This is a genomic window from Woronichinia naegeliana WA131 (assembly GCA_025370055.1).
Taxonomy (GTDB): Bacteria; Cyanobacteriota; Cyanobacteriia; order Cyanobacteriales; family Microcystaceae; genus Woronichinia; species Woronichinia naegeliana.
In genome coordinates this window covers 1,865,000-1,890,931 of record CP073041.1, presented here as the reverse complement: position 1 = coordinate 1,890,931, position 25,932 = coordinate 1,865,000, and the positions used below count along the sequence as shown (strand labels likewise).

The following is a 25,932-nucleotide window of genomic DNA, read 5'->3' as shown; positions in this document are numbered from 1 at the left end:
CTGGGTTTGGTAATCATAGTTCGTCAAGGTTAGTTAGATTTCAGCAAGTTGAGTTCGCAATCGATTCAGTTCTGCCTGTTGACTTCTAACAGCTAACCATAGAGGAGAGACAGGAGCAGCTTCTTGGTTAAGATAGCCAATATTTTAAGTCAATCGCACTACTCTTTTTAGTTAATTCCTAAAAGTGTCAAAATGGGTAAGCGATCGCGTTCAAACTCCTCAGCCGCACTGTGAAGATAGGCCAGATTTTCCTCCTCAGTTTCGAGGGTCTTGCCGTCTGTAACTACTTTTTTCCCCTGACTAGAAAGCACTTGCCAAAGAAATTCAGGGCCACTTTGTTTACGAGATTTAGCCAGTAATAATAGCTGTTCCAAGCGATTGACTGCTACACCAGTACCAACTAATGGTGAGGCTAAATAATTCATCTCGTCGCTATAGAGGGCTTTTGTTTTGACGGCCATATTAAAAGCATCGGTAGATTTTTGCCGTTGCTTACGAGTTGTCTCATTTACTGCGGGATGAATATAACCAACACCAATCAAAATAAGAAGAGCTTGATAAAGACTATTAAGCGTAATATGTTGGGTTTGGGGATGATTTTGCAATTCTCCGAGGGTTAAGGCTCCTGTGGCTAAAGTTGTACAAATTGGCCCATAAATTTCTTCTTGAAGTTTAACTTCACCCAGGGGAAACTGATGTTCAAACTTTATATTCGCTGAGGCAGTGACTAGGGCAAATCGTGTTCCCTGGAGTTGTTGAACTTGTTCCTGAACAGTAAGTGATAATTTACCTCGCCCAAAAATATCCCGACGGAATTGAGTATTCAGACAGAAATCCCGCACAACTTCCCGAAAGAGGGGATCGCTAACTTGAGCTAATTGTGCTTGCGCTACGGCGGAAAGATTCACTGCATCCACATGATCTATTAAATGAGCAGAACCAATAAAATTTAATTTAGCAACTTCGAGTTCTTTGGCAACTTCATCAAAGTAAAAAGAATTCCATTCTTCATTAAAATATTCATGGGCTAAATAATGACGATTCTGGCTTTTTAATGCCTCCAGGCGTTTTTGAACAATTGGATTTTGAGTAAAATAATTTGCATTGACATCTAATAACTGTCCCGTAAAATTTAGTGCTTGTTCAATACGATTGAGAATAGGTTCGGATGATCGTTGACCATGACGGAGCATCAAGGCTTGCATTGGCATTGCCGCAGACCATCCAGGCAATGCATTATAGGAAATATAAACTAAGCCACCAACATTAAGTTTTTTTCGGATAAAATCAACGATTGCCTGACGGTTTTTCGGACTAATCCAGCTATAAATTCCGTGTAGCACAATAAAATCAAATTGGGGCAATTCCTGATTAATAAACTCTTCAAAGCTATCATCAAAGAAATGCACATTGCGAGTACCTGCCGCTTCTGCTAAAGTTTTTGCTTCAATAATATGGCTAGGATTAAAATCATTGGCATAAAATTGGGCTTGGGGATAAGTAGCAGCTAATAAATTGGATGAATACCCCCGACCACAAGCGAGTTCGCAATAGTTAAAAGATTCAGTCAGGTTAGGAAGCTGAATTGACTTGAGAGCAGAGGCAAATGCCAGCTTAAGAGGACTTAGTTCTCCATAGAATCCATAGGTATAATTTACTTCTGCCACATAGCCTTCATTCCAAATCATAATACACTTTTGCTCAAAAATACGTAAATAACCACAGTTCAACTATTAGCTTATCAAAAAGAGAACCTGTTCTTATCTTAGCATTGCATTTTGAACGTTCTCCTTGTTTTAAAAATTAGATATATGGCAGTCTTCATAAAAGTGAAATTGAGACTTGATCTTTTGAAATTTCATAACCCTACAACCTTTATATGGCAAGACTTTAGCTTACTCTCGTTACCCTATCAGCTTATAGATACCTCAGTAAGGCGAAAAACGCCCTATTGTTTTACAAAAAATAGGATCAATCCATAAGGACTAATCCTATTAAAAACGTTTTAAGATTCTATTGATGTTGAATTATCACAGAACTAAACCGTATAGTTAGTCGCAGTTAAAGTTAAATTCCCCGTTAACTGCACTAACAGATCGCCAGCACCAACCGTACCAACAACAGCATCATTAGCCAAGACATAGGTAGAACCTGCAATTTGGAAAGCACCGTATTTACTAGCACCAATCGCGGCAGCAGCCACACCGATAGCAGTAGATAGAGTAGTTGCACCACTGACATTAACCGCCGCTTGAACAGTACCTTGAGCTGTCAAATTAGCAGGGACGAATAAGGCAGAGCTTAATTTATCTGCTGCAACATCAAAATCACTGATAGTGTCAAAAGTTACGACTCCGGTTAAGGTTCCCGCGTTGGAGTCAACCGCGCCGCCGGGATTATAGCTGAAAGTATCAGCACCAACACCACCAGTTAAGGCATCTGCCCCCAGTCCACCAGTTAAAGTGTCAGCTCCAGTCCCCCCTGTCAACGAATCTACCTTACCTGTCCCAGTAAAGTTTAATTTAGCGGTAAACTTCGTCGCATCGACTGTCACACCAGTTAGGGTGGCATTAGGCGCAGCGACAGTTAAGGCTTGATCTCCTGTCACTAAAATTTTAAGGTTATCAGGATTAGCAACAAAATTATTGATCGAGTTCGCTACAGTAGCTGTCGAGTTACCTTTCGTAGATGCTAAATTTAGGGTTGTTAAACCAGTTAAGGTTAACCCACCCGTCCCTACACCTGAGCCTTCAAGCGTCAAATTTGCAGTATTTTGCCCTAGTTTGTTGGCAATATTTGTGGTAAAACCAGCATTGTCAACGGCAATAGTCAAGGTGTTGGTGCTACTTGCATTCTGAATGCTAAAGTTTCCTGCAACTCCTTGCAGACGGTAATCCGTGAAAGCAGTAATGGCAGAAGCATCAACAGTAGCACCGCCACCACTGAATCCTAACGTTTCAAAATTCTTAACGCTGTTGATCGCCCCGACAAGAGCAGCATTCCCATCAATAAGTACATCCCCAAGGACGAGAGTATCCTTACCAGCACCACCATCCAAGACATCTTTGCTCGTGAACTGAAGTGCCGCAAAATTGAGGGTATCATTCCCAGAGCCACCAGTAAAAGTTAAATCTGAATTACCTGCTATGAGATTAACGCCACCTGTATTCTTGCTGGCATCAATTGTCTTAACGCTGTTGTCTAGAGAGTTAGTAACCGTTAAACCTCCAGTGCCGACAACATTGATGCTTGCCAATACACCACCAACTGCAACTAGGTCATTGAGTTTGTTGCTTTTTCCTTCAGATTGAACGTCCAGAGATTTGAGATTGGCTCCATTCAGGGTAATATCCCCCACTTGGGAACTGGTAACAATAAAGGTTGCAGCCGTAGCAGTACCAAAATCTCCCGTAAGATTAGGCGTACCTGCGGTGACGTTTTCCACACCGAAAGCAATACCATTTAACCCTTTCACGGTAACACCATCAGGAGCACTACCAACAAAAGTAACTTGTTGAATACCCTTCCCTGCCAACGGAGAAAAGTCAATGCCACCAACTGACGCATTTGCACTGAGCAACTGCACATTTTCTACATCAACCAAAGAAGGGAGCGCAACGTTTGGAGCAAAATATTTGAATACATCAGTACCGCCGCCACCATTCACCTGATCTGCCGCTTGAACTGTGATTGCAGTAGGAGTACCATTATCGCCAATAAAAGAATCATTGGTGGCACCACCTATGAGGTTATCAATAGCAGTAGTGAAGGTAAATGTGTTTCCAGTCTGTCCACCACCATTCGCAATGAATTGATCGGTAGCCGCTTTTGCCGCCACAACGGTGGCAGGATCTGCCGTGACGGTATTAATGATTGCCCAAGAATTTCCAGATTGGGCAGGGGTAAAAGTTGAATTCCCAGCCGCCAACATCTTTTGAGTAAAGTCAAGAGCGACATTAGCGCGATTTACCAAAGCAGCTTGTCTTGCAGGCGGGGAATATTGATTAATAACGGAAGGTAGTTCTAAATAATTAGGAATACCGTTATCATCAGGCAAAGATAACCAGCTCACCCAGTAATCCAGTTCTACAGGATCAATCGCTGATGCTGGGATGCCATAGTTATTTTGGAAAATTTGTTCTACATACTGCTGAGGACTGGCAACGTTTGGAGCAGCAAGATACGGATAGTTTGCTTGTGCTGCTGCTGAGGTTGCAAAAAGGACAACAGCCTGATTATAGGTAATATCGGCGGCGGCAGGACTAGCCCACCATTCTAAATCAGATGCCGAAGGGGCCTGATTGCCGTACATGATATCTAAAGCAATAACGACTGACTGTGCGATAGCCATAGTTCACGAGATCCTCACACTACAAATTGTGGTTGTTTAAGTTGGGACGAGGCATTATCATTGTAATATACCAAACCTGCATAGCGAATAGTTGATTACCTCACTTTAACAGGTCTAGACATATTATATGTCAGTATTGATACTAGATATCTGTCACTTTGTCAAGTGGACACACTAGTACGCGACAATTCCAGATTTAAAATTTAATAACTCTGAAAGCCTTATGTAAAGAAAGCCCTACAATTGTTGTTGGCCAGTCAATGAAACGACGCAAAATAGTTCTGGATTTATTTTTGCCGGAAATGTATTGATATAGGTGGGGGCAACAATATATCAGCAATTCTCAGTTTTAGACACAGCAAGCCTTTTAGGGATTTAAAGAACATTTTAAAGGGGTTTTTGGGGCAATCCTAGATGTACTATTGTGCCTAAAAGCTTGAAGACTCGTAAAATGAACTTGTTAATCCCGTTGAATTTTCCCCCGTATTACGCGAACTAAAACCTGAAACCCTTGCTACAGCGCAAATTTAGAATTGCTGACAATATATAAATCTTAACGTTCCTCTTATAATTAAAAGTTCATCTTAATAATTAAAATGACAGGATTATCGGGAAAGGAGCAAGTTTTAATCCACGAATACCGACAGAATGCGCTACTATGCGCTAGAATGGAAGCGTCGAATTGAGGGATTTATTATCGCAAAATATGTTAAACCCAAAACCGCAGCAGGAAGGCTCGGAGTCCACGTCCGAACCCTTGTTAAATGGGAACAGGAAGGGAAAATCCAAGCAATTAAAACCCCGTCAGGGTAAAGGCGATACGACACTGAATCCTACACAGGGAAATAGGTTGAGCCAACTAGAGCTACCGTTATTTACGCTCGTGTCAGCAGTAGGGGACAATCCGAAGACCTCTCAAGACAAGTCGCCGTCCTCCAAGAAAAATACCCGCAAGCGGAAGTCGTCAGCGAAATCGGTGGAGGACTCAACTTCAAAAGGCAAAAACTTACAGCCTTATTGGAACGAGTCATGTCTGGAAATGTCGCAGGAATTGTGGTCGCTAACAAAGATAGGCTTGCCCGATTTGGATTTGATTGGCTTGACTGGTTCTGCCGAAAGTTTGGATGCTCAATCGTGGTTCGATAGGGAGACAAATCTCTCTCCTGAAGCCGAAATGGTTGAAGACATCCTCGCCATTCTCGATTGTTTCTCAAGGCGATTATACGGACTCCGAAAGTATAAAAATCAGAGCAAGAAAGATAAAAGTTTATCCCAGTCTGGAGTTGAAGAAACAGTGGAATAAATGGATGGCGGCTTGTCGTTATTGCTTTAATCAAGCTATTGACTACCAAAAGAAAAATGGTAGGATTGGCAAGGGAAAATTAAGGAATATCATCATGCAATCCAACCTTCCTGAATGGGTAAAAGAAACCCCTTGTCATATCAGGCAGAATGCCATTTTCGATGCTCACCAAGCCTATACTGCCAGTCGGGATTGTAAGTATAGAAGTTGTAAGGCTCCTAGAAAAACAATTAAATTCAACAACTGTAACTTTAGTCATGGAACATGGTATCCCTTGTTAACAAAGGGGCTTGGTTTTATTTCTTCAGAAGCAATTCCTGATGTTAGTCTTTATGCAACTCAACTAATTAAGGACAAGTCGGGTGATTGGTTCGGTGTTTTCCTACAAGAAACAAAAACGACACCCCAGCCGGAAAATCGCATTATTGCTCTTGACTTAGGAGTAAGAACTTTTCTGACAGGATTTGATGGGCAAAACTTCCTAGAAGTCGGTTCATCAGACACGGGACGAATCAACAGGCTATGTAATTATCTTGATGACTTAATGAGTCGAATTAGCCTGTCAAAAGTTGCTAAAGAACGACAAAAGATGAGACGGGCAGCCTCTCGGTTACGAGGCAAGATTCGTGACTTAATTGATGACTGCCATAAAAAAACAGCAAGTTACTTAACAAAAAAATATCCAGCTATCTTGCTGCCAAAGTTTGAAACGTCAGAAATGACCAATCGTTCCAAGCGAAAAATCAGAAGTAAAACTGCCCGACAAATGTTGACATGGGCGCATTATCGGTTCAAACAAGTCCTTAAAAATAAAGCTGAGTTAAGTGGCTGTCAGGTGTTTGACGTGACAGAAGAATTTACCAGCAAAACTTGTACGAGATGCGGACATATCCACACAAAACTAGGTGGTTCTAAGGTTTTTCGATGTCCCGTTTGTGACCACGTTATTCCACGCGATTGGAATGGTGCTTTGGGTATTATGCTCAAGGCTTTGTCGGGTACGACCTTCACTCTCAGTCAGCAATTCTAAATTTGCGCTGTAACAAGGGTTTCAGGTTTTAGTTCGCGTAATATGGGGTAAAGTTCAACGGGATTAACAAGTTCATTTTACGAGTCTTCCGGCTTTTAGGCACAGTAGTACGTGTAGAATTGCCCCCAAAACCCCCTTTGAAATGTTCTTTAAATCCCTAAAAGCCTTGCTGTGTCTAAAACTGAGAATTGCTGACTCTCAGTAACGAGGGTGATGCTATTGTTGCAAAATGCGGTAATATACCGCTTTCTGTCGCATAAATGTATCAGTCTAGGCAAGGGTGGTGTTCTGAATCTCTGAATAAGACAGATCAAGTTCAAGCAAATATAGATGAACCGACCGAACTCCATAAAGAGAAGAATATACTCTACGAGGTCTAAGGTATTACCCAGATTATGTTGAATAAAAAAGACATCTCTTTAGATGGTATCCGTGGGTTGGCGGCTTTGATTGTTTTTCTGACCCATTTTTTAGCTGCATTCAAACCCAATGCTGTTTTTGGCTCTGCACAGTCGTCAGAACTAGAACTATTTTATAAAACACCATTAGGTTTGATTACGGCAGGCAATTTTGCAGTTTGTTTGTTCTTCGTGTTGTCAGGCTATGTTTTGTCTGTTAAGCATTTTACTCATAGAACTCAGGACGTGGACATTTACGGAGATACTTTAAAAAGATACGTTCGTCTCGGTATCCCATTGGCATTAACTTGCTTTTTATCTTTTTTAATCTACAAAGGAGGTTTTTATTATAATCATCAAGTAGCCGATTTATTGGCTAATAATTGGTTTCGAGATTATTTTAATGCTTTAAAGGATAAAAATTATTTTTCTTTTTTTCGAGAGATTCTATTTCAATTATTTGTTAAGGCTCACGATTATAATCCTCCTGCCTGGACGATTGGGACTGAATTACTCGGAAGTTATTTGACGTTTGGTATTCTTGTAGTTGCTAGGAAGGCCAAAATACACTATAGGTTTGGCTTGTATCTAACTCTATTTTTATTGTTGCAGGGGAATCACTTACAAAATTTTATTCTGGGATTGGCGATCGCCGACGCGAGAATTAATTATAACCATATAGAAGGGAAAATGGCAATAGTCAAAAATAACCGAATTTTATTTTATTTAACGATAAACTGTTTATTTATATTTTCGCTCCTATTAGCTAGTTTTCCTTATTATGTTCCTCAAAGAATCCTTATTTCCTCTAGCTCTTTCTACAATGTTTTTATTTTTTTGGATAACAGAGATATTTTCGGAGGAGGAATAACCATGATATCCAGTTTTTTATTTTTTGTCACCTATAGATACACAATATATAAAGTATGGCTTGAAACAAAATTAATGCAAATCCTTGGTCAATATTCTTTCATGCTATATCTAACTCATTTTCTCAGTCTATGCTCAGTGACTTCTCTAGTATATTTAAAAACAATTAATAAGATGAGTATCTTTGCCAATCTGTTTTTGACCTTTGGAATGTATGTTTTTTCAACTATTTTAATGACCTTGCTCATGGCAAAAATTGCAGATTTTCCTGCCATTCGCATTGGTAATCAGTTAAAATTATTTTATCTCAATAGTTTAGATAATCAGAAAATCCCATAGAAATTTTGTTCTGCATGAAAAATTAATAATACCAATCAGGCGCGATCGCAGATTTAGTGTTAATAAAAATACAGTCCAAGGTGGTTAAAATATCATCGGGATCTCGATAGGGTTCAGCAATATCCCATAGACGAAAATTAAATGGTAATAACCAGTCAGCAATCTCAGTTAAAAGCGGGGTCTCTTTGCCGTAGCCTCTATATAGCCAGCATTCAAGTATTAGTACGTCAACTTTGGGTAAGGTTTCTATAGCTCCTTTCAGAATAGATAACTCACTACCTTGGGTATCAATTTTAATGACTTGAGGATTGGGTAAATTAAAAGTTGCGATCGCTTCATCCATGCTCAACATTGGTATTTCTACAGGAATAGTTTTTTGTCCTATATCTGATATAGTCAAAGCAGTACTGCTAACTACATTCTCAAAAATATTCATTGTAACCGTCCCACTTTTTTCTCCTAAAGCATATTTAAAGAGATGAAAAGAAGGGAAAATCCGAAGGATTTCTGACATCAGTCCTTGATAATCACCGCTGTAATCTATCAAAGGTTCAAAGAGATAGAATTCTGCCTCAGTTAGAATTTTATTAATATAATATGACCATCCACTATTAGAAGCTCCGACATCATAAATAATTTGAGGATTGTAACCTAATTTTTTTAATCTTTTAAAAACTTTTCTATCTAGCTGAAGCACTTGATCATCAAGGTCATCTAGCATCTTTTGATATTCAGAAGGAAGTGATTGAGAAGATAAATTCATTTCATTGTAAATAATGGAAAATGGATAAAAGCTGGCATCAAAAATCTGTTTATAAATTTTTGCTAATGATGATATATCCCCATTGTTTTTTAAAGGAGAGTTTGTCATTGGAATAAGGAGTACACGGAATAGGAATCGCCCAACATTGATATATTTCCAAGGATTCATTATTTTGTAAGGGAGTGTAAATTATTTGCCCATTTTTGGGTAGTACTTTCTGGCTAAAGTCAACATTTGGGGCTTTGTCCCAAGGGGTTAAGTCAAAAAGCTTAGATGAATATTGCGTAAATACTATCATTATTACGATTATTAGAATATAGTAAGTTACTTTCTGTTGAAATACTTTTGTTAGCAAGTCAAATGCTTTAGTAATATTAAATAAGGTTAACCAAAAGGAAGTAGTAGGAACAGAGGCTAAAATTAAAAATGACCAAGAAAATCGGGGATCCGGCCCGTTAAAAAACCATAATAAAAGACCTAAAACTGCTATCAAAACAATTAATGCAAAATCAGTACTCTTAGCTATTCTTTCTTTATCTTCTTGGTAATATTGGATTTTTAAAATCTCGAAAATAGGCAAGAATAAACTTAATGATAAAGAAATAAAGACGAGTTTTATTGTCGGATTATCTAGAAGACGGATAAACCAACTAGTCAGCCAATTATAATTGTCTAAACTTTTTAAGTAATCTGTCCCTGGCGATCTCGCCCATGCAGTGACATCATTTTTTTCAATGATTGCTTGTTGACTACCAACTCCCCAACTCACGAGATCTGAACAGGTAAAAGCAACAGGATAAACCAGACAACCACTCAATAAAAAGTTCCGTAAAATCCACAGGAAAAAAAATATTACTCCTACAGTCAAAGAAACTATTAGAAATCGCCACATTGTAAGAGTTTTGCTCATCATAAGGCAACCTATCATGGGGAAACAAATGATAGGAAGCATGGATAATTTGCCTGTAATCGCCAAACAACTACTGATAATCATTAATAGAATACCACGCTGAATTTTTGAAGCATTTTGTTCCTTGATCGCATTTAAAAACTCCAAGAAGTAAACGACCACTAATAGTGCAACAATATTGGCAGCATGATCAGTTGAAACAACACTTCCTGGTGGATTAATTCCAAAATTGATAAAGAACATTAATGCTAATGTAATTAATAAAATTCGATTTCCATGTGCAAATTTTGTCCAACTATTGACTAATCCCTCCCCTAGAATCCAAAGTCCTAGCGTCCAAATCCATCCTTCTACCATCGGCAGACTACTCCAGCCGATCCAAGGGAATCGCCATGCTGAATGAAAAATCAACCATGAAGAATTAAATCCAAACCGTCCATGAAGATTCGCCAAACCGATCGGAATAGGATATGAAGCAATCCATTGTAAGAAAGGCATATGATAAAGACCTGTATCAAAGTGATAAACAGTCTTATACGTTTGATAGGTCATAATCTGGCTAGTTTCTAACCTAGCCATGACAAGAACCACACATAACGTCATGATCAAGAAGGAAGTCGAATTCTGTTTTATAAATAGAATGAAAGATAAATTGCTTTTTTTATTAAATAAAATTAGAATCAGTACTCCAAGTATTAATGTTATAACACCACTAAAGTTAGATAAAGGAATAAAAAAATTTCCTACTATCGCTAAAGTCATTACGACAAAAATTCCAAGCAGAGAGTAATCAGAGGTAGAAAAGGAGGAATTCGGAAAAATCTTAAACAGATTTAATGTCCAAATTAGTAAACGACCATATCCGATGAGAGATAAAGCAGTAATGATGATAAGCGTCACTAAAATTAGCATAATAGAAACAATAAAAATAGAATTTTATAACTAAAATAAATTATATTTAATAATGCAGTAGATTGCTCTAATTCCATCTTTCCAGCCAATTTTTTTACCTTCTTTGTAAGTGCGTCCATAATAGGAAATCCCCACTTCAAAGATTCGACATTCTAACTTGGCAATTTTAGCAGTGATCTCTGGTTCAAAACCAAAGCGATTTTCTTTAATAGAGATTCCTTGAATAATTTCCCGACGAAAGACCTTATAACAAGTTTCCATATCAGTCAGGTTCAGATTAGTAAACATATTCGAGAGGATCGTTAAAACCATGTTACCGACACTGTGCCAAAAATAAAGGACTCGGTGGGGCTGGGAACCCATAAAACGGGAACCATACACGACATCCGCTTTATTTCGCAAAATAGGTTCCACTAAATTGGGATATTCCTGGGGATCATATTCCAAATCCGCATCTTGGATCAAGACAATATCACCCGTTGCCGTTTGGATTCCTGTTCGGAGGGCGGCTCCTTTTCCCTGATTAACTTTATGGAAAAGAATCTGATGAACTAATGGTTCTATTTCTTCCAATAGAACTTCTTTCGTGCCATCTTTTGAGCAATCATCGACAATGATAATTTCTTTATCATTGTACGGAGCCGCTAGAACTGCATCAATTACTGTGCGGATGGTCGATTTTTCGTTATAGCAAGGAATAATAATGCTAAGTTTCATAGATTGAGAATACTAAGTAAGGAAAACTCGCTAAAATATTAACTTGGCAAGAAATTTTGGAAGTTTATGATTAAGATTTCGATTAAGATCAAAACTATTGATAAGGATGCTTTTAAAAATTCAGCAATATAGCTCTTATTAGTAAATTTATCTCTAGTCTTTATTAATCATATTCAGCAGATTGACTCTACAGATAGAACGGTTTTGTTAGTCAGTTAGCATAAAAATTATTTTCATTAATGATGATTTCCAGTAATCAGATAAACAGCTTGCTCATGACCTTCAAAAATTGGTTTCATCTTGGTATTGTGCTTAAACTGTATATATTCTTTATATTCTAGTATATCTTGGTTTAGAGGATAACCATGAATAATAACACACTTTTTATTTAAAAGAGTGTTGAGATCCAATTCCTTGTTAAAAGACTCGTATTTACGAGACCAGGGGTTATAAAAAATACCGTTGGGATACACAGACTGCAAATTCTGAGAATATTGACTTGCCGCAAAGTCATTGCCAAACTTAAGTGCATACTCCTTATTGGCAGACCGATAATATATTGCATGGGTGCAGTTACTATATTTCTGCTGAATTAAGTGATTAATGGTTTGAACTTCTCCCATATAAGACTTATAAGTTTTTTGCATCAATAAAGTTTGGTTGTAAGCATTGGTGGTAGTTGCAAAAATATACAATCCAAATGCAAATAGACCAATCCATCTCAAGATAATAGGTTTAAAAATAGGAGTCAGTAGTTGCTCAAATAATACAACTTGAAGCAGAATCAGCAGACTGCATAAACCCATAGACGGGAGTAGATAATAAGTGGCTGGATGCTTCAAGGTAATAAGCAATTGAGCCAGAATGATCAGTAAAAGACATGCGAACAAGTGGTAAAATTTATTGTTAGCAAAAATATTAGGCAGATTTTGCGAGTCAAGATTTTTAAATTTATACCAACCAAACCAAAAAGTAATAATGAAAAAATTCAATGCCGATATACCAATAACATAAAAGAATAATGTATCTTGAGTTGTTAGATTAACAAAAGTATTTGGTAATGTCGAAAAATCAACTAGTCCTTGATTCCCCTTGCCATGACGGCCTGTATGCGTTGCAATTGAGAGTATCCAACTAAAAATGCGAGGATACTGTGACAAAACAGGCAAAGTGGCAAGGAAGAAAGTTGTGATTGCAGTAAAAATTGCTAGTCCTTTCTGCGGCAATCCAGGGAACAACAAAATTACTAATCCTAATGGTAAAAATGTAAACTTTGTCGCTACTCCTAATCCAAAGACCACACCTATTGCTAGGGCAAATTGAGGCAATCTGACCACATCTGAGTAAAGATAAAATAATAGTAGCATTACGAAAAGCTGGCTCAGACAAAAAAGTAATGGCTCTGGACTGACTCGGATGGAGTGACTCAGTACTGTCCACCAAAAAGGAGTCAACTGTAGCAGCAAGCTTAAGGCAATGCTCTGACACAAAGAAAAAGCTATCACACCCAGTAAAAACAAGCAAGTCGTTATCAGAATTAACAGAATAGTGTTGATGGTTAATAAATAAAACTCAGGATTTTGTAAAACAGATTCCACAATATTTGATGTATCAGAATTTGTCCAATATTGAATGAGATAAGTAATCTGAATAATAATGCCCCCTAATACCTGAACTGTTGTACCAGGGTGATCGGTGTGGCCAGGGGTTTTTAGTTGGGTGATGTTTAAAGAATTAAAGAGATAAGCATAGTCTGGATCAGAATTAAGACCAAGCCAATAAGGGCCATGTTGCTGTCTAATGATCAGTGAGATTGTAACAAAGAGCAAAGGTAAAAAAAGGAAAATCCAAAGTTTTTTTTTAGGTAATTTTTTGAACATATTACTTGTTATCATAAATTATTTAACCTCGATTTGAGTGATAGAATTTCTACAAAAACTCTTTTCAATTTTTAGAAGAATAAATTTATTCTCGATAATCTACTTTAAGATATACCCTGTTTTTAGAATAGACAAATTTGTTATTTTAAATGCCTTTAATACATCTTAACTAAATTAATTTTAATGATATGCTGTGTCAGCAAAAAAATTACACAAACTTAATCTTCTTAGCGGCATAGGCGCACATTTCCAATAAGACCAATCCCTCCTTAAAGTGTTGAATATTGGATGTCCCATAGGTTCTGGGCATATAGCGAACAGGAATATCACTAATCTTTAAGCCCAACTTGGCCGAGCCAAATAGCAAATCAAAATCTCCAAAGGGGTCAAAGTCCCCGAAATAGCTCCTATTTTTGGCAAGGCGTTGATAATTTTCCTTAGAAATTGCCTTGGTTCCACAGAGGGAATCTTTAATCTTAGTATTGAGAAGATAGGATAACAACCAGGCAAAAAAGCCGTTAGCCATTCGGTTTAACCAGGGCATAGTTACCGAGTTTATAGGATAGATAAGACGGCAACCATTCGCAAATTCACAGTATCCAGAGGCGATCGCCTTAAAAAAGTAAACTAAATCTTCGGGCTTAACCGTTAAATCAGAATCTAGGATAATCAAGACATCTCCAGTGGCCATCTTAAAACCCTGACGAACGGCATCCCCTTTACCCTTTCCAGATTGTTGGGCAATTTTAATATCCCATTGCCCTTGATATTTCTCTTGAACACGCTGAATTTCCGACCAAGTATCATCTTTGGAATGCCCTTCTATAAAAATAATTTCCGTATGTCCACCTAATTTTGGCATACGAGTAATACAGGCTTCAATATTCCCAGCCTCATTTCGTGCGGGAATAATCACAGAACAAGTTGTTTGCTCAATCTTAGTTTGAATATCAGCCTCTTGGGGGCGTGGTCGGGCAGTAATATGCTCGCATAAACACAGTTGATTAAGAAAAGGCAAAGGAGCCAGAAAGCGATTTATTAAAGAGGAAATAAGCGGTACTTGCTTCGGTAAAAGCAACCTTTTCCCCTTATAAATAACTTCAAAACCAGTAAGTTGTAATAAATTCTGAATGTCCTGAAAGCTCAACCAGTTCAAGTCTGAAACGGGCATACGTTGGCCAATCAAAGTTGCAAATTTGAGAACAGGTTCCCACGCAGGATTGTGAAAAGTCATAACTAAACGGCTACTATCTCTACAGGCTTTCTTGATGGAGTTAAAACTTTTCTGAATATCATCCAAATAGCTCACTGTATTTGCCATTAAAACATAGTCAAATTCAGCAGTAGGTTCAAAATCCTCTATTCGCTCTGCCAGAAAGTTCAGTTCTGGAAACCTTTTCTGGCTTTCTTCAATCACTAAGGGGTTAGCATCAATTCCAAGACCATAGCTAGGATTAACGGTATCTAACGAATAGCCCAAACCTGAACCAACTTCCAATACCGAGGCATTAGGCAATATTGAAAAACGAAAAAAACAATCCATATCTTCGTAATAGTATCGATTGCGGTTTCGCCATTTTCGTAAGGATGTTAGGTTTTGCTGGGTCGTTAATTTCATATAAGGATTAAAAAATAAATGGATAAATAAAATGGGATTTATCTGAATATAATAAAAGCTTTTTTCAAATTGCCTAAACGGAAAAATAAGTTGCAGGCATAACAGAAGAACACCATTTCAGAGCTTCACTAAAAACTTCGTAATCTTTAAAAAAGAAAACATTTCCCCAAGAATTATCCAGAGAGTAAGCCGAATTACAATAATAGCTAATATCATGACTTCCCCAAATGCGATAAATCACAATATGCCAACGATAATTACGCTCTCTCATCGCTTTGACCATATCTTTGAGATGATTCATCGCACCAGATCGACCAAAAGGAAAATTAGCATCCCAAAATTCCGCGACAACAACAGGATAAATAAATTGTCCCATTCCTTTAATAACTTCTAGATCAAAGCCCTCCGTATCAATTTTCACCAACCCAATATCTATGGGTAATTCTGCCGATTCATGTAAACTGGCGAGAGTTTTGACAGTTACAGGAGTGGTTTCACTAAAAACAAGACCTTCCGATAAGGAATGCTCAGTTAAACTACTATAAAAGGTAGCATCTCCATAAATTTGATCCTCTGTTTGATCTGCCGCAATGTGCAAATCTCTGGTTTCATTCGCCGAACCTACGGCAAAAGGAAAGATATGAAAATGATGATTATCCCCTAAGCGAGTTGTTAATTTTTCTAGCACCGGTGGGAATGGCTCAAAGGCATACACTTCGTATCCGGCATCAATCAGACGGTTGGAAACATCACCTCGGTTGGCTCCGATATCAATAGCACGATGATGAGGTAGATAGGAATATAGATAAACCATTAACTCAATATCTATGTCTTGAAAATAAGCTTGATCGGTAACAACCTTAAATTTTTGATTATGAATATCTACATAAATATTTGTCAAAGTTTCACTTGTAAGAATATTTTGATTGCGGGAATCTTCCTGAACTTCAATTAATTTCTGCATAGTGTATTGATAATATTGTTGAAATTCTGTCCGGATTTCAGATAATAACTGTTGAGACTCGGTTTGCACCTTGGCTAGTGATTGTTGAGACTCAGTTCGCATCTCAGCTAGTGATTGTTGAGACTCAGTTCGCATCTCAGCTAGTGATTGTTGAGACTCAGTTCGCATCTCAGCTAGTGATTGTTGAGACTCAGTTCGCATCTCAGCTAGTGATTGTTGAGACTCAGTTCGCATCTCAGCTAGTATATTTTCTATTTTTTCTTGTCGCCATTGAGAATCATCAAGAAGGTGTTGAAGAACTTTAACTGTATCTATAGAAGATTTTAATAAAAGTATGCTGTTATCTGTTAGGTTATTACCTATTGACTGAATCTCTTGCGTTTTTTCGAGTAAAACACTGGTATTAAAATGAACCCTCGTATTTTCTTCTAAGAGTGAAGATAGTTGGCCGGCTTGCTGATCTGATTTGAGGGCAAGATTGTCTAATTTTTCAAGCAAGAGATCTTTTACTGCCTTGATTCGTTGGGCGATTTTATTATTTTTTAGTAACGACTTAATCATTGGGCTTCAGGTAAGGTTAAAATAAATTGAAAGACGGGATTAAATTTTACGGCTGGTTTCAGGAATGAGCAAATCTTGGCGGATAAAGACCACTTCTTTTTGTAAGAGCGTACCATCAATTTGCGATCGCCACTCTCCCGTTTCGTCATAATAACGAAAACCAAGCTCATGAAGAAGATTGAGCATTTCTAGAAAAACGAGAGCTTTTTCATCGTAGCGAATAAAAGATAGTTCGGCGACGACAAGATCCACCTGCTCCAAAAAGATTTTTGCACCTTCTAAAACAATATGTTCGGCACACTGAACATCTAGTTTAAGTATCCCACGCCCCGATAGATTTTTTTCAACAGCTACTTGATCGAGGGTTTTGACTTCCACCGTAACAGTTTCATACTCTCTGAAATCGGCAGGGGTTAAGAGGGAACTGCCGTAAAGATCGGGGGAGACCTGAAAGCTCAATAGTCCGGCTTGGTTGGAAACGGCTATTTCCAATAATTCTGCCTTGGGGATATTGCGAATATAGTAATTACGGGCAGCCTGTTCATAGCGAGAAATCAGGGGATCAATCAAGATAAATTGAGCTTCTGGAAATAGTTGACTAGCTGTGTGCGACCAGATGCCATGAGATGCCCCAACATCTACGACAAAATCAGGATGATAATTTTGTCCTTTCAGACGACGCATGACCTGATACACCTGGGCATAGTCTTTATAAATAATAGAAGGTACGGGTGGTTCGATAAAGTGAACAAGATCAATCGGCGATCTCGGCAGAACGGACTCAAAACGTGAATCGGCGGCTTGACGATCAGCCAAAGATTGCCAAATCCAATCATCGATACCCTTATCTGAAAAAGCTTTGGCCACCTTGACCGCATTTTCTCGCATCATTTTTTGGTTATCAGGATCAAGCACATAGTCCACTGCGGCTTTAAAACTTTCTGGTGTATAGTCACAAACAGTCCCAATTTTAAAACGATTAATGAAATTTGCCGCAGAGGTACGAGGACTACCCAACAAAATAACAGGAGTATTAGAGGTTGCCAAGGCAAACAGAATGCGACCCGGCAAACTGAGTTGGGAAAGTTGAGGTTGATCATCCCGTTCATCTAGAGTTCCTGTGGGGACAACAACGAAAGGATAGTTTTTGAGCGTTTCTGCTAGTTCGTTTTCGGGAGAAAGTCCCTGGGGATAAATGCCCTTTGCCTGGAGTTCATCCTCCGATTCCGTTAACCAGTAATATTGGGAATTACCAAACCAATCCAGCTTGACTCCTGCCCCTGCCACACTTTCACAAAGGGAATTGAACCATTGCCGACTCCAAATACTGCCAATTAAGATGCCTGTTCTTTGTTGATACTTTTCGGGGATAGGAGTCGTGATCGCGGAGGTAATTAAATAATCAGGAACAACTGCCGGCAAAAGCCAGAACTTTAAGCCATACTTATTCTCATAGGCATCTCGAAGTTCAGGATGAGTCGCAAAACGGATATCACATTTGCTTAAAAATTCCTTCATTAAGTCATCGGGAATGTTATTCACACAAATATTTTGATCATCCATAATCCAAGTTCCCATCGGCACGCCAAAGAACTCTTTAATCGCGATCGCAGTTAATACATCCTCTGAATAATAGGGAACACAAAAGACTCGATTAACGCTGTGTTCTGCAAAAACAGAAGCAATATTCGTAAAAACTGCTTTTCTCTCTAACTCTCGTTGAGGTAAAAAGTAGGATTTAATCCCAAAATCATGTTCTCCACCATAATGGTTATCAGAACGAATCGAAATAATATCCGAATCATTGGGGAAAACCCTTCTTACCAAAGCACCCGTGCCATGCCTTTGGGTAACTTCATTGGGCGTAATCACAACACTAGCTTCTTTCACAGAAGTCTGTTGTAGAAGATTCTCAAAACGAAAATCTATTGCCTCCTTCTTTTCTAGTGAAGCCCAAAGCCACTCTGCCAAATTATCAGCACTCAGATTTTGCCCAATATTAAAAGCATTTCGGCGAATTCTCTGCTGATTTTCTAATTGGCATAAATAAATTATTTTTTGACGGAAATCATCAACATCATAATCACAAATAGTACCTAAACCATATTCTCTAATAAACTGAGCTATGGCACTATTACTATCGCCAATAACTAAAATTGGTATATTGGCTGTCGCTATAATAAAACAACTCCGAGATGGTAAACTCAGTTTTGTTAGTTCTGGTCTATCCTCTAAATCATCTGAACTTCCCGTAGGAATAACGGCAAAATGAGCGTCCCTTAATCTCTGAATTAATTCTTGCTCTGGGACAAAGCCCTTAAAAGAGATACCGTCAATTTCTAATTCTTTGTCGTTAAAATGAATCCATTCACGGTTGGGACTTCCGTACCAGTCTATCTTGATGTTTGCCCCTTTGCACAGCGATCGCAGTTGATCTAGCCATTTCTGACTCCAAATGTTTCCAATCAACACTCCCTTCTTTTGTTTGAGTTTTTGAGTAGAAATGAGTTCTAATTTATCTTTAATAAGATAGCTTTCAACAACAGGAGGAACGAACCAAAATTTTCTCTTAAATTTCTCTTCATAGGCATTACACAGTGAACGGGAAATTCCAAGACAGAGATCAGCCTCATCTAAAAGCTCTCTAACAAGATAATCGGGAACATTTTTAGAGATAATATTCTGATCATCCATAATAAAAACACACAATGGACAATTATAAAGCTTTTTAATTGCAAGACTAATGAGATAATCTCCGCAAAAATAAGGAACAGAAACTAGACGCTGGGGAAGAACCTCACTCAATTGTTCTTGAACCTTACGATAAATTTCAAAAGGGGAATCATTTCTTGCATAAAAACAGATTGCTCTATCTCCAAACGACTGATTTCCATCATAAAGATCATCCGATCGAATAGACAAAAAATTTTTTGAGTTTGGAAAAATTCTCTGTAGTAAAACTCCAACACCATGTTGAGCATTTATTTCACTATGAGATACAATTATATCGTAAGACTTGTAGCCCAAATGATAATTAAGTTCTTGTAATGATTGAGAAAGTTCTTTTTGTAGCTCGTGATTATGGTAAATCGTTTTAGCCATTTTTGTGATGATTACAGTGATTACGAGAAAATAAGCTATAGAGTCATGTCTAGACAATCCGGTTCTTCAGGAGACAAGGAAAAAACACAATTAGTTCCTGATCGCTTATCCATCGGCGATCAAACGCCGTGTCATAAGGCGACTATGACTACCATAGGCAGAATCTCTGACTTAACACCGACTTATTGCTCAGACCAGGCTATACTAAGCTAGGAATTTTATTTACAATCGTCAACAATCACTTTCCTATTTCGTTAAAAACGAAACCCATCGGCAACATGAACGCAGGAATTGATCTTAAAAGTAGTTTTATTGAATCCCTTCAAGCTTTGGGATTATCCTCTGGGTTAGCCAAGGCCTTCTGGATTCCCCTCCCCTTGATTCTGATGATTATTGGGGCCACCGTTGGCGTTTTAGTGGTCGTCTGGTTAGAGCGAAAAATCTCTGCCGCCGCCCAGCAACGGATTGGTCCTGAGTATGCTGGCCCATTAGGTGTTCTTCAACCCGTGGCCGATGGCATTAAATTAGTTTTCAAAGAGGATGTGGTTCCAGCCTTAGCCGATCCCTGGCTTTTTACCCTCGGCCCAGTGCTGGTAGTACTTCCTGTATTTTTGTCCTATCTCATTATTCCTTTCGGACAGAACTTGGTCATTACCGATTTGAATGTCGGTATTTTTCTCTGGATTTCCCTGTCCAGTATTGCCCCCATCGGCCTGTTAATGTCAGGTTATGCCTCTAACAACAAGTATTCTTTGCTGGGGGGACTACGGGCCGCCGCCCAATCCATCAGCTATGAGATTCCCCTTGCCTTTGCAGTATTAGCCATTATCCTGATGTCCAATAGTCTGAGCACTATCGACATTGTTCAGCAACAGTCAGGTTATGGCATTCTTGGTTGGAATATCTGGCGGCAACCTGTGGGATTTCTGATTTTTTGGATTGCGGCCTTAGCGGAATGTGAACGCCTACCCTTTGATTTACCGGAAGCAGAAGAAGAGCTAGTGGCCGGTTATCAGACAGAGTATGCCGGCATGAAGTTTGGCCTCTTCTATGTGGGTTCCTACGTAAACTTGGTATTGTCTGCCCTGGTCTTTTCGATTCTTTATCTAGGCGGTTGGGGATTTCCCGTTCCTCTGGAAAGATTTGCCGACTGGTTAGGAGTCAGTGAAACCACATCCTGGCTTCAGGTATTGACGGCTTCCCTCGGCATTATCATGACGGTTTTCAAGTCCTACTTCCTGATCTTTATCGCTATTTTGCTGCGTTGGACAGTTCCCCGTGTGCGGATTGATCAATTGCTGAATCTGGGCTGGAAGTTTTTATTGCCGGTTTCCTTAGCCAATCTTTTAATCACCGCTGCCTTGAAACTGGCCTTTCCCTTTGCCTTTGGCGGTTAAATCTTCCCCTATCCTTGTTTTGTTTTTCACTGTTTTGCCGAATTTTTCAGGATTCAGATCTTATGTTCAACGTCCTTAAACAAGTTGGCGATTACGCCAAAGAAACCTTGCAAGCGGCTAAATATATTGGTCAAGGTTTGGCTGTCACCTTTGATCACATGAGCCGTCGTCCAGTAACGGTACAGTACCCCTACGAGAAGTTAATTCCCTCAGAGCGTTTTCGGGGTCGGATTCACTTTGAATTTGATAAATGTATCGCCTGCGAAGTCTGTGTTCGGGTATGTCCGATCAATTTACCGGTTGTCGATTGGGAATTTAACAAGGCCATTAAGAAAAAACAACTCAAGCACTACAGTATTGATTTTGGGGTTTGTATTTTCTGCGGAAATTGTGTGGAGTATTGTCCGACTAATTGTTTATCGATGACGGAGGAATATGAACTTGCGGCTTACGATCGCCATGAGTTGAATTACGATAACGTCGCTCTCGGTCGTTTGCCTTATAAAGTGACCCAGGATCCGATGGTGACTCCCCTGCGAGAACTGGCCTATTTACCGAAGGGCGTGATTGAACCCCACGATTTACCTAAAGGCAGTCAACGGTCTGGCCAACGTCCTGAAGACTTGGCGGCTAAACCCTAACGAGTCTTTGTTCTGTCAACTATCACGATTTTTAGGAGATCGCAAAACAGTGAATTTATCAGAAGGCGTTCAATTCGTATCCTTTGTTATTTTGGCAATTATGGTTATTGGGGCAGCCCTAGGGATTGTCCTACTCTCCAATATCGTTTATTCCGCTTTTTTGCTGGGGGGCCTATTTATTAGTATTTCCGGCATTTATATTTTGCTGAATGCGGATTTTGTGGCGGCGGCTCAGATCTTGATCTATGTGGGTGCGGTCAATGTCCTAATTCTCTTTGCCATTATGTTGGTTAATAAGCGGGAAGATTTTTCCAAGATTCCAGGACGCTGGATTCGTCAGGGAGCGACTGGCTTGGTTTGTGCCGGAATTTTTGGTTTATTAGGAACCATGATCTTAATTACTCCTTGGCAACTGGAGACGCGATCGCCCCTAGAAAGTAATACGGTTATTGCCATTGGCAAACATTTCTTTAGCGATTTTCTGTTGCCCTTTGAGTTAGCATCGGTATTATTATTAATGGCGATGGTGGGGGCTATTATTCTGGCGCGTCGAGATCTCATTCCTGAACTCAGCAAAGCGGAACCGACGGCAACGGCCTTAACGCTACCGGAACGTCCTAGAGAATTAGCGACGATTGAAAAGTAAAATAAAGTAAAAATTTATTGGGGAATACTAGGGATTTTATGCACTTACAACTGCAATATTTTCTGATTTTAGCGGCAGCATTATTTTGTATTGGCATTTATGGCTTGATTACGAGTCGTAACGCGGTTCGAGTCTTAATGTCTATTGAACTATTGCTGAATGCCGTTAATATCAATTTGATGGGTTTTTCTAATTTCCTTGACCCTGCCAATATTAAAGGACAAATTTTCGCGGTGTTTGTCATTACGGTGGCAGCGGCAGAAGCCGCAGTCGGTTTAGCCATTATTCTCGCCATTTATCGTAATCGGGAAACTGTCGATATGGAACAATTTAACTTACTAAAATGGTAGGTAGGGGGGGATCGTCATTTGATCCCCTTTTTTGGGTTTTTCATTCCCTTTTCGCTCTATTAGTAAAAAAGTTAGTAAAAAAGTTGCCAGCGATTTGTCAACAAATATCAATTTTTTCAACATTACATGAAGATTACCGCCTAATTTTCTCTCGTTCCCAGAGGATTAGAGGACAATATTGAGAGACAGTATTGTTGGCGAGAGGGATTTGATTATGCTAGGGACGCGATCACAAAGTGGCGCGGGTACGCGATCGCATCATCTTTTTCGTGAGGTTCCCCATCCCACCCATGAGGAAAAAACTCGAACTCGAATTTTAGAAGTCGCCTTAAGGTTGTTTGCAGAAAAGGGCTACGATGGCACTACGACTAAGGATTTAGCCCAGGCAGCGAATGTGGCGGAGGGGACATTGTTTCGTCACTTTAGCAATAAAAAGGCCATTCTTTTGGAAGTCGCAACGGCGGGTTGGTTGGAAATCCTAACTGATTTACTAACAGAATTAAGTGAAATTGAGAATTATAAGGCTATTTCCCAGGTCATGCGTCATCGGATGTTAAGAATGCGGGAAAGCAAAAATCTCTTACAGGTTTGTTTTGTTGAAGCCCAGTTTCACCCCGAACTCCGCGATCGCATTCAAGCAGAGGTGATTACTAAAATGACAGATGTGGCCGAAGCTTTTTTTCAAACAGCGATCGACAAAGGCATTTATCGTCCCATTAATCCGAAAATTATTGCTCACGTTTTCCTTGGCCTATTTACTGTGGCAGGTTTCTCCGAACAGACGATTATTGATCCCCAGGCATCTCCCCAAGCACTTCAAGAAATGGCCGAAGGATTGGCAGATATCTTTTTAAATGGAGTTTTAGTCTAGGGAAATAATCTACAAGAGAAAGATTTAAAGCAAAATTTAATCTGCCCTCTGCGGTAGGCTCATTCTCTGACTCCTAAGTTCAAATAAGCTGTTGCCCGACGGATGCCATTTACACTTCCTTCACTGGTTAAAGTTAGCGATCGCAGATTTTTAAATAGGGGTTTAACCGACAGTTCTAAGACCGGTAAAAAAGGAAATTGTTGTTGTAAAACGGGTTCACTTTGATTCCAGTCTAGATAGAAATAGCCATTGTTAGCCAAAGGTAAAGCACTAATCGCCTGCTGAAATTTATCACTTTCGACCAGGGGTTGTTGATGGGCTAATAACACCTGAGACATGGCTTCTAGAGAACTGGCAATAATTTCTGTATCATTGACCGTTGTATGGACTCCACTGACCTGGGTTTCTAAACGGGAAATTTGGTCTTGGGCTGCGGTTTTTAACTTTGTCCAGGCGGTCACATTTTGCCCTAAAACAGGTAAGGTCTGCACCGTGTAACCCTGATTCTGAGCTAATTCATCCAAATGAGCGATCGCGGTATCCACTTCAACCTGGGGTAAACGTTGGGCTAGAAAAACCCAGTCTGGTTGGGGATGATTACGATTGGGTAAAAACGCGAAACTATACTCACCTTGTACCCATTTAAAAATATCCTCGGCCAGGTCTAAACCCAACGGCTGTTGTAAATTATGGACAAAACCTTCAACTAAGCCCTGGAGAGGACTATCCGTGACTAAGCCCGTTTCTACCTGTTGCCAAAATTGGTTTAAATCTCGACTGGCGGCGGTTAGCAAACTATTGGCGGGAACCTGACTTAAGAGATGAATCGGTTGTCCCAATTGAGGTGGTTGATCCCCCGTTACACCGATCAAAGCCGCTTCAGCCAATAATCCCTGGGATTTTAAAGAAAGGCCAACAGTCAAGGTTTGGGTTAGGTTTGTTAAGACCGGCTTGGATAATTGACTGAGTAAGGCAGAAAGGGAGGGGAAATTGGCGTAAACAATGCCAATGCGGGGATCATTAATGGTTTTAAGGGATGCTTGGTAGTCTGTATCCCGATTCAAACTTAAATCTGGAGCCTGTACCGTATTTAACGCTTCTCGTAAAACTTTGGGGTGATTGGCAAATAAAACATAATTACCGACCACCGCATTCGCTAACAACTGATTATTGGCAATGGGGGTTAAGGGCCGTTTATAGGTTAAATTTACCCCCTGATAGGTATCAAATACCAGATCAAAATTGCCGGCGATCGCTGATTCTGCGTAGGATAGCTGTAAAAATTCCTTACTCAGTTGAGGATCTTTGGTTTCCACTATCAAGAGATAACCGGCTTGATTGCCATTGGCTCCATCTCGGTCATAATCCAGGGAAGTCACGGCCAAGGTCACTTCTTCCCCTAGCCAGGGCTGCACAGCTTGTTGGTAATTTAAACCCGTTTTGGCCAATAAACTTTGTTCTAATTCCTGTAATTCGCGCTGACTCCGGCGGCGATTTTGGGGTTGGGCAATCAGTTCTCCAAACGCTTCGAGACGATCTGGATTGACCAAGAGAGACACCATCACGGGAGCTTGTTTGGGGATAAAAACCGTTGCTAGGGGCGATCGCTGTACACCTCCCGATAGAAGAGCAAGAGGACTCTGGGCCAACACCCAATAAAAACCAACTCCTGCAACAGCAAACGACAGAATCACGGTTAATGCCAAAGCCAGAAAAAATAGACGAGGTTTCACAGCAATGAGAAGGCATGGAAGCCTGAATGGGTCAACAGTCTATCTTCATTATCCGTCGTCAGTGGACTGTTCTGAACGATCTTGAGGATTTTAATTGCTGCTATGCTTTTTGCCCAAACAACCTGTTACCTTAGAGAGACTAGAAAATCTCCTTAAGCTTGACCTAACCTTTCTTTAAAAATTTCCAGACCGCAATCCAATGACCAAACCCGTTTTAGAAATCACAGTTCAAGAATTGGCCCTGCGCTTAACCAAACCTGATGCGACATTGCAATTAATCGATGTCCGCGAACCCCACGAAGTTGCGATCGCCCATTTAGAAGGCTTTGATATCCTCCCCCTCAGCGACTTTACCCATTGGTCAGAAACCATTAAAACCCGCTACAATCCCGACCAGGAAACATTGGTAATCTGTCATCATGGAATGCGCTCCGAACGAATGTGCCAGTGGTTACGGAATATTGGCTTTAGCAATGTTAAGAATATTATCGGGGGAATTGATGCCTATTCCCTCAGTGTTGACCCATCTCTGTCTCGCTACTAAGCGAAGAAACACCGAAGTTGACTCCTTCGTCA

Annotated in this window: 18 protein-coding genes and 1 pseudogene; 9 read left to right on the top strand and 10 right to left on the bottom strand. The window is 39.6% G+C overall.

The genetic code is table 11. The annotated features are described in order from the left end of the window. Positions 1–167 precede the first annotated feature (167 nt). Together KA717_09695 and KA717_09690 are read right to left on the bottom strand one after the other, a co-directional pair. Positions 168–1,688, bottom strand: a complete 1,521-nt coding sequence (locus KA717_09695) for a class I SAM-dependent methyltransferase (GenBank protein ID UXE62936.1) — start codon at positions 1,686–1,688, stop codon at positions 168–170. A 350-nt stretch (positions 1,689–2,038) separates the two neighbouring features. Next, positions 2,039–4,351, bottom strand: a complete 2,313-nt coding sequence (locus tag KA717_09690; protein UXE62935.1) for a hypothetical protein — start codon at positions 4,349–4,351, stop codon at positions 2,039–2,041. 681 nt (positions 4,352–5,032) lie between these two features. On the opposite strand from KA717_09690, the pseudogene KA717_09685 reads away from it, so the two are divergent. The 3 genes and pseudogenes from KA717_09685 (at position 5,033) to KA717_09675 (ending at position 8,291) form a co-directional block, all read left to right on the top strand. Next, a pseudogene (locus KA717_09685) lies at positions 5,033–5,654 on the top strand (IS607 family transposase). 4 nt (positions 5,655–5,658) lie between these two features. Further along, positions 5,659–6,684, top strand: a complete 1,026-nt coding sequence (locus tag KA717_09680) for a transposase (GenBank protein ID UXE62934.1) — start codon at positions 5,659–5,661, stop codon at positions 6,682–6,684. A gap of 395 nt (positions 6,685–7,079) precedes the next feature. Then, the gene (locus tag KA717_09675; protein ID UXE62933.1) at positions 7,080–8,291 is read left to right on the top strand and encodes an acyltransferase; all 1,212 of its coding nucleotides are present in this window, start codon (positions 7,080–7,082) and stop codon (positions 8,289–8,291) included. A 22-nt stretch (positions 8,292–8,313) separates the two neighbouring features. Here the strand turns inward: KA717_09675 and KA717_09670 are convergent, their stop codons facing one another. From KA717_09670 to KA717_09640, 7 genes are all read right to left on the bottom strand, one after another. Next, positions 8,314–9,162, bottom strand: a complete 849-nt coding sequence (locus tag KA717_09670) for an FkbM family methyltransferase (protein ID UXE62932.1) — start codon at positions 9,160–9,162, stop codon at positions 8,314–8,316. After that, positions 9,104–10,876: a hypothetical protein gene (locus KA717_09665; GenBank protein ID UXE62931.1), complete on the bottom strand. Its 1,773-nt coding sequence runs from the start codon at positions 10,874–10,876 to the stop codon at positions 9,104–9,106. The genes KA717_09670 and KA717_09665 overlap by 59 nt, the downstream gene beginning before the upstream one ends. A 30-nt stretch (positions 10,877–10,906) precedes the next feature. Beyond that, complete coding sequence (locus KA717_09660) at positions 10,907–11,593, bottom strand: glycosyltransferase family 2 protein (GenBank protein ID UXE62930.1); 687 nt, start codon at positions 11,591–11,593, stop codon at positions 10,907–10,909. A 236-nt stretch (positions 11,594–11,829) separates the two neighbouring features. Then, complete coding sequence (locus KA717_09655) at positions 11,830–13,488, bottom strand: hypothetical protein (protein ID UXE62929.1); 1,659 nt, start codon at positions 13,486–13,488, stop codon at positions 11,830–11,832. Between the two features lie 193 nt (positions 13,489–13,681). Beyond that, positions 13,682–15,091, bottom strand: coding sequence for a glycosyltransferase (locus KA717_09650; protein UXE62928.1), 1,410 nt, complete (start codon positions 15,089–15,091; stop codon positions 13,682–13,684). A gap of 73 nt (positions 15,092–15,164) precedes the next feature. After that, complete coding sequence (locus KA717_09645) at positions 15,165–16,616, bottom strand: FkbM family methyltransferase (protein UXE62927.1); 1,452 nt, start codon at positions 16,614–16,616, stop codon at positions 15,165–15,167. Between the two features lie 39 nt (positions 16,617–16,655). After that, positions 16,656–19,718, bottom strand: coding sequence for an FkbM family methyltransferase (locus KA717_09640; GenBank protein ID UXE62926.1), 3,063 nt, complete (start codon positions 19,716–19,718; stop codon positions 16,656–16,658). A 278-nt stretch (positions 19,719–19,996) separates the two neighbouring features. Between KA717_09640 and nuoH the strand changes: the two genes are divergently transcribed. The 5 genes from nuoH (at position 19,997) to KA717_09615 (ending at position 23,623) form a co-directional block, all read left to right on the top strand. Continuing rightward, positions 19,997–21,115, top strand: coding sequence for an NADH-quinone oxidoreductase subunit NuoH (nuoH, locus tag KA717_09635; GenBank protein ID UXE62925.1), 1,119 nt, complete (start codon positions 19,997–19,999; stop codon positions 21,113–21,115). Between the two features lie 62 nt (positions 21,116–21,177). Beyond that, entirely contained in the window at positions 21,178–21,756 is a 579-nt protein-coding gene (gene ndhI, locus KA717_09630) for an NAD(P)H-quinone oxidoreductase subunit I (protein ID UXE62924.1), read from the top strand. Between the two features lie 49 nt (positions 21,757–21,805). Then, positions 21,806–22,402 carry an NADH-quinone oxidoreductase subunit J gene (locus tag KA717_09625; GenBank protein ID UXE62923.1) on the top strand — a complete coding sequence of 199 codons (597 nt, stop codon included), beginning with the start codon at positions 21,806–21,808 and terminating at the stop codon, positions 22,400–22,402. Between the two features lie 38 nt (positions 22,403–22,440). Then, positions 22,441–22,752, top strand: a complete 312-nt coding sequence (gene nuoK, locus KA717_09620) for an NADH-quinone oxidoreductase subunit NuoK (GenBank protein UXE64609.1) — start codon at positions 22,441–22,443, stop codon at positions 22,750–22,752. A gap of 214 nt (positions 22,753–22,966) precedes the next feature. Beyond that, positions 22,967–23,623 (top strand): TetR/AcrR family transcriptional regulator, encoded by a 657-nt coding sequence (locus KA717_09615; GenBank protein UXE62922.1) that lies wholly within the window; start codon positions 22,967–22,969, stop codon positions 23,621–23,623. A 59-nt stretch (positions 23,624–23,682) separates the two neighbouring features. On the opposite strand, the gene KA717_09610 is transcribed toward KA717_09615, so the two are convergent. Then, positions 23,683–25,356 (bottom strand): DUF3352 domain-containing protein, encoded by a 1,674-nt coding sequence (locus KA717_09610; GenBank protein ID UXE62921.1) that lies wholly within the window; start codon positions 25,354–25,356, stop codon positions 23,683–23,685. Between the two features lie 199 nt (positions 25,357–25,555). Between KA717_09610 and KA717_09605 the strand changes: the two genes are divergently transcribed. Then, positions 25,556–25,900: a rhodanese gene (locus KA717_09605; GenBank protein UXE62920.1), complete on the top strand. Its 345-nt coding sequence runs from the start codon at positions 25,556–25,558 to the stop codon at positions 25,898–25,900. Positions 25,901–25,932 lie beyond the last annotated feature (32 nt).